Below are 6927 nucleotides of genomic sequence, written 5' to 3' on the forward strand. Positions count from 1 at the left end.
GTCAGCACGTACTGGGCTGCAGCCTCGTAGTCGAGAGCTGTGGTCGTGGTGATTTCACCGGTGGAGGAGTTGATGGCAAACTCGCCACCGCCATTGCCAGCGGTGATGCTGTAGGCAAGGTTGTCTCCGGCATCCGGATCAGTCGCGCTCACCGTACCGACTGAGGTACCTGCTGCGGCGTTCTCACTGACACTGAAAGTAGAGTCAACGGCTACAGGCGGGAAGTTGCCCTGCCACGTGTTGTAGCGGTCAGTGATTTCCGAATCCGCCAGAACAGAGTTATAGCCAGCGAATGCATGGATACCAGTAGTGGCATCACTACGCATGGAGGCATCCCCAATGGTGGTGGTCGCACTATTGATAGTGAATACCTGATTGAGTGTACCAACCAGAACTGTATCCACATAGACCTTTGTCACTCCATTGGTAGCATCCACCACGAAGACTACGTGATGCAAGGCCCCGTATGGCGAAGCCACGGATTGCCCGGACTCAGCTGTAAACTGATAGTCAGACACGCCATAACGAGTGACACCCAGATTTCCTGAGTTGTTCCACTGCTCAAAGCGATAGCTACTGAAACCTGCAACATTCAAGAGATGCACGGCACCTTGACCTGCATCCTCGGCATCGACAAAGAACTCGTAGGTAGCATCGTCACTGAGAGCAGAAAGGTCCACCGTGGTAACCGCATTTCCAGCCAAGCCGTTTGCCATTTTACTAACAGCAGGCGTAGAGGCTCCAGCAATGAATTCCTCCCAGGCTGAAACTCCACCTGCTGCACTCTCATCAACATCCGTAACCGTTACGTTTACGATAGCCGTATCTGTCAAGCCACCGGAATCCGTAGCCGTCACAGTGAGGCTATAGCTGTTAGTCGATTCGTAGTTCAATAACGCAGCCGTAGTAATCGCACCTGCTGCATCGATCGCAAAGGCACCTCCTGTGTTTCCGCCAGTGATGGCATAAGTAACACTATCACCTGCATCAGGATCAGTCGAAGACACGGTTGCTACGGCTGTACCTACAGCCACATTTTCCGCCAGACTCGCACTGCCGCCACTCACACTTGGAGCTTCATTGGCGTCAGCCACATCCACCGTGATGGAAGCTGAGTCCGTGTATTGACCATCAGAGACTTCAACCGTGAGCACATACTGGCTGGTTGACTCATAGTCGAATGCCGCTGCAGTCGTGATTTCACCAGTGGCGCTATCGATAGCAAACTCGCCACCTGCATTACCAGCTGTGATCGCATAAGTGAGTGTATCCCCTGCATTGTGCTCCAGGACTGTCGGCGTACCGAGACTGGTTCCTGACGCAGAATCTTCACTCACAGAGTAAGTTGCATCATAGATCACAGGAGTCTGGTTGCCACCAAACTGGCTCAAACTGAGAATCTCTGCCGAGCTGAGTTCACGGCCATAGAGACGAACCTCATCGATGGAGCCATTGAAGTACTTGTTGTTGTCGCGGATATCTGCACCAATACCGATATCGATCCCTGAGGCGAGATCACGCACGATTGTTCCTGTCACCGAACCATCCAGAAAACCATCCAGCCAGATGGAGGCATTGCCCTGACCATCTCGCTTGGCTACCACATGGTGCCATTGACCATCATTGATGGCAGTCGCACCTGAGAAGCTGAACTGTTGCGCAGAGTTTCCATACAAGTAGAAACCAAGGGTACCATTGCCACCGACAGTCACTTGGAACTGACCGTTAAATCCATTGGCTGCACGCTGTTGGATAATGACTCCCTGGCTTGTACTACCTGCATCCACTTTGACCCAGGCTGATGCCGTGAACGGCGTCGCTCCAGCGAGTGAAGCATTGTTACCGCATCTCACCATGTCGTTACCATCAAACACGAGAGCATTCTGCCCCACACCTGTTGTCCAGCCTGCGCCTTGGATTGAACCATCCGCTGCAGAGCCCAGCTTATCGTAGGTCACAGCACCAGCACCCTCGTCCATCGACCACCAAGCCTGCAGACCACTGTATAAGGGATCAGGCTGATCCACCAGACCTTCAAGGTACTCGGCACCAATCGGCTCGGAACCGTTCGCCGGAACCGCTCCGCCAGGCATTTGCCAGGCTACAGACATGTGGTCACCGCCACCAGCTTCCTTGTGCAGGGCCTCCACGTAATAGCGCTGACCTGCTACCAGAGAAACGACTGCCGATTGACCACCATTGCTATACGATCTATAGCCATTGTAGCCTGTCTTGTTGATGATGCGCACCTTGTTTGCTACTGCATCATCCGTACTGAGCCAGAGCTCCGAGGCATCGTCTGAGGCCATGTAGAACTTGTAGTCACCAGTCGTTGGCGGAACAATCCACCCGCTGAACTTTGCACCGTAATTGTCACCAGAGCCGCTCGCAGTCTCAAAGCTGGATACAAACTCGGTGAAATCAGGCATCAGTGGATAACGCGCATCGGAAGTCAGATTACTGACAGCACTACCACCGACACTATTCCACCATTCACGCTTCAATCCACCTTGAGTAACCGTCGAGTCAGCCGCCACAGTGATTGTGGCGGGATCAGAAACCAAGACGCCATCCGGATGATAGATATGGCAGACGTAGCTCCCTTCCAGACTCTTAGATATGTTAGGAATATTTAGAGTCGGTGAACCGCTGGCACCCCAGTAAGAGACACCATCGAGCTTCCACTCATAATAGAACGGGCCTTCACCGACAGTCCCCACATTCAGCACAGCCGTACTGCCCGGAGCTATGACACGGGATACAGGCTGCGAAGCAATCGCTGTCACATCTTCACGTGCGACAACCTGTGCAGGCACCACATCAATGGTGGACGATGATGGCAGCTTCCAACCAATCTGAAGATGGTCTCCTCCACTAGCCTCCTTGTGCAGAGCTTCAAAGTAGTAGACCTGCCCGGCAGTGAGACTAATCAAGGCACTCTCTTGGCCAGCCTCCTTATCCCACTGACCAGCATTAGTCCAAGTGGACACGGAACAAATAGCCGTAGCACCTGCTGGATCTGCACCTGCTGTATTAAGGCGCAACTCCCCTCCGTCATCACAGGCAATATAAAAACGGTAATCGCCAGTCACCGGAGGTACGATGTACCCCTTCACACGCTGGCCGTAATTGTCACCAGAGTAAGTCGCTACCAGACCGTTACTAAGCGTGCCAGTAACATCCGGCGATTCCGGATACTTGGCCGCGGAGGTCAGATCAGTGACCGCAGTACCACTGAGCCCTGTGTAGACCTCGTAATCAGCAGCACCCTGGGCGTAACCCGCTGGAGCAGCACCACCACTCACCACAAAGTCATAGACCTCTGTCGTGGTTTTCGTACCAGAGGTCACATCAAGCTGAAGCCTGTAGGTACCTACCGTCGGGAAAGTAACCGTCGTGTCCTCGGCACTCGTTGTGGAGAACGTTACAGCAGATCCAGACACCTGTGACCAGGTCGCCGTGTAACCAGACGCCAGCGCATCACCGTTCTCATCCAGAATCGTTAGATCCAGCGCTTGCGATAAGCCAGTCACCTTCACTTCCCGGTGATCCAGGGCTGGCCAGGAGCTATCATGAGAGTCGAGCCTTGCGTAGATCCTCTCGGAGGATACCGCAGGAAAACTAGGTAAGTTGCCAGACATAGACGCATAAGCCATGCCCATATAATATTTGGCGTTATCGTAGCCGATATAACTGTCGCCACCATTGTTACCCCGTCCCGGGAAATAGTCGACCTCCCCGTTGTGGTCCTGGCTCATTGTGAACAAAAAGCGATTGTTCTCCATGAAGTGACGGCGTGAGCGCTCATCCAGGAAAGGCATCAGCATCATGTTAAAGCTGACACCAGATGCTGTGTAGGCGTGAGCATGCTGCATCTTCTGCCACTGACGTACACAGTATGCCTCCATGCGGTCACGCTTGTCGATATCATCCGCAGTGGCTGCTGTACCTCCGGCATTCAAATAAATTTGATAGCCCATGGCGGCACCAGATGTACGTGCCGTACTATCATAGCCCCCCTGCTTCCACCCGTAACCCACGTTACCATCGTCATCTCCTTGACTATCGTTCATGGTGCTTTTCAGCCAATTCCAGTTCATCAGGAATTTTTGATCAATGGTGAGGCCGCTTCCACCAGCTTGCTGGGTAAAGTCAGCCCCCGCACCTTTAAGAACGCCCATAGCCACCATTGTGTGGGAGTTGATAATATTCAAACCGCTCATGCCAATGTGCGGGTAATCCCCGGACACACCACCGTGCCCCATCAGGCCCAGCTTGTTGTGCACGGTTCCACCATCATCGGTTTGGGCGTAATGCTGAATTCTGTTAGCCAACATTTCAGCCGCACGCTGCACATCTGCATCAACGCTGGTATCACCTGTTTTACGACGATACTCACCAAGGAACATCGCGCTCATGGTGATATCCCAGTTTTCCAAGCCGGAATTCACATAGTTAGGGTCGGACGACTCTACCGGCTCCAAGATCCTTCCATTGAGATGCGCCACACAGCGGTCTTTGATCTTATTGATAGAATTCCTGTATGGCTTGGCTCCCGTGGTGCTATTCCACTCAGGATGCGCCAAGAGTATCATCCCAAAGGTACCTGAGTTGTAGCCGAAGTTGCCGTCAGATGAAGCAGTTGTTCTGCTGTGCAGATCTGCGCACATCTTCTCGTAATACGCTTCAGCACGTGCATCTCCGAGCGGATAACTCATCTTCCAGGCCGCCGCTTGGGGCAAGGTGAGATTCACCGTCATGGCTCCCACTCCCTGGCGCATGATGCCCAGTGTAAGCGAACCACCCGAAGCCTGAGCTTTTTCAATTTCATAGCCCAGAGTAGTGACAGCCCCTTTCCAGACATCACCATACTGACTGCCTGTTTTCGGGAGCACCTCTCCGTTCACGGAATAAATCTCATCCCCGATCTGGAGTCCGGCTAGACCGCCTGGACCACCAGTATCTACCGCCGTGATGCGGAGCAGGCTAGTGCCCTCTGTTTCTGTGGCTGTCCCCCCTATCGGGCCCAGAGGGAACGGATTGTTAGCTAATACTGTTCCTGAGACTGTACACAGTCCCAGAGACAACAGTGTCCTGAGGTTTTTGTATGCATGAGAGCGGAGCATATTCTTTTGTTAGTTTATGAGTTATGCGTGACATATGAGTAGGGGGAATGAGATCTAGTTCTTTGCGGGCAGTTTAAACACCACCTCCACTTTGAAATTTTTGTTAGGTAACACCTTAGCGTTTGCTGCATAGAGGGTGTCGTCTTGGTTCCTAGGACGCAGGCCGTTTACCAGAGCCGCATCATCAGCGATGATGGAAATGACGGACCCCTCGCTTGATGCCGCGAAGGCTCCTCCCCGGACATTGGACCCTGAATACACCCAATGACCACTGGCCAAGCCGCCCACTCCACCAGAGTCGAGCCGCTCAGAATCCGTTCTAAGCACACACTCGGTAGCTGGCAGACGCTTCAGTGGACCGTTGCTTTTCCAAACGATTTCCACAGCCACTTGGCTCGTCTTATCCGCTTGCAAATAACTTTTGGGCCACTGGGCGACAGGAAGCTCTTTCATACCCAGTAAAAGGCAAGCTACATGAATATCAGCAGGCTTTGCCGATGTAGAGAAAACAGACTCGTGAAGTTTTCCAGAATCCGCCACCAGTATATATTCCACCACACCTTCCGTCATATTGACTTCCGCTGGAACATGGACTGCACGATTCTTCTTATCCAGAATCACCTTACCTATCTGGTAGCGCCCTCCCCCCAGTGACTTCACTACTGGCTTTTGAGAAGTAGTCTCACCATCTTTCTGCACTTCTCCCTTAGACTCCTCTTTGGGTTTATTGGGCAGATACTTACCTGACTTCGAGAGCTGGTTCTGATCCACTTTTACACTCTGCCTCTCAGGCTCACTCACACCACTCTGAGGAAGCAGCCAAACAAAAGCACACCCCATCAGAGATGTTGTTAGTTTCGTAGCAGATGTCATGGAGAGCAAAGGTAAGGGTTAATTTTTATCCATTGAGAGCATTGAGTCACTTTCCCCTCTCATAAAAATATCTCTAGAGTTATACTCAAATGGGGTAATTTATGAAGGTTCGGAAACTCGCAAGCTATAGGATAATTTCATAAATATCTATTCATCTGGATGCAATAGATTATTTCACCAACACGACCCCCATTAACCGACCAGTACTCTCTAAACCCTATAAACACTGGAACGTGAACCAACCAGTTGGCTTTTTGAGTTCACAAGTATTTCACCTGAAAATCACCTGTATTACCAATACACATTAACCAATGTTAGATATATCTAACATTATTAAACAGGTATAGATTCGAGAATACCAGAAACCTCCAAAAACTGACATAAATTATTAAATAAAAATCAAACAGAAACATTTAGACCCTATCATTGGACCAACTTCGCCTGCATGTTAGATGCACCTTAATGCAAGACTTTATATATAACTAACAAAAAAGTCTGCCTCACCTTAGCGAGACAGACTTTACGTATGATACTTCTCAGTACGATAAATTAGGGAGCTGGATAGAACTCGGTAATATCCACCTCTCGATCATAGAGGCGCACATCCTTCACCGATCCATTGAAGTGCTTGTTACTGTTGCGGTTCACACCAAGATAAAATCCTTCAAATACGCCGTTGGATATGCCTGTCAACGTAGCCGCCAAAGTCCCATTGTAGTAGAGCTTGGTATCCGTACCATCACTCGCTACTACAAGATGCACCCAGGTTCCCACTGGAGCAGTACCAAAGCTGGCCTTCGTGCCACCGTTGTAGCGGAAGCCGTCTCCCATATCGATCTGGAAGCTATCTCCTCCACTTGGGTGACGGTTGCAGAACACGGATGCGTACTGGTTCTGGCCGGTGGCTCCGTTCTTCACCCAGAGGGAT

General features: G+C 51.2%; 3 protein-coding genes. All 3 read right to left on the reverse strand.

Translation table 11 applies throughout. The features are described 5' to 3' along the window. The coding region (locus BUB27_RS18765; RefSeq protein ID WP_143185432.1) for a cadherin domain-containing protein at positions 1-5126 on the reverse strand (5126 nt) is incomplete at its 3' end. 54 nt (positions 5127-5180) lie between these two features. Next, positions 5181-5999, reverse strand: coding sequence for a YdjY domain-containing protein (locus BUB27_RS18770; RefSeq protein WP_143185433.1), 819 nt, complete (start codon positions 5997-5999; stop codon positions 5181-5183). Between the two features lie 549 nt (positions 6000-6548). Beyond that, positions 6549-6927, reverse strand: a 379-nt coding sequence (locus tag BUB27_RS18775) for a LamG domain-containing protein (RefSeq protein WP_143185434.1), incomplete at its 5' end; no start/stop codon positions are given.

Origin of the sequence: Rubritalea squalenifaciens DSM 18772 (genome assembly GCF_900141815.1) — a bacterium.
Classification (GTDB): Bacteria; Verrucomicrobiota; Verrucomicrobiia; order Verrucomicrobiales; family Akkermansiaceae; genus Rubritalea; species Rubritalea squalenifaciens.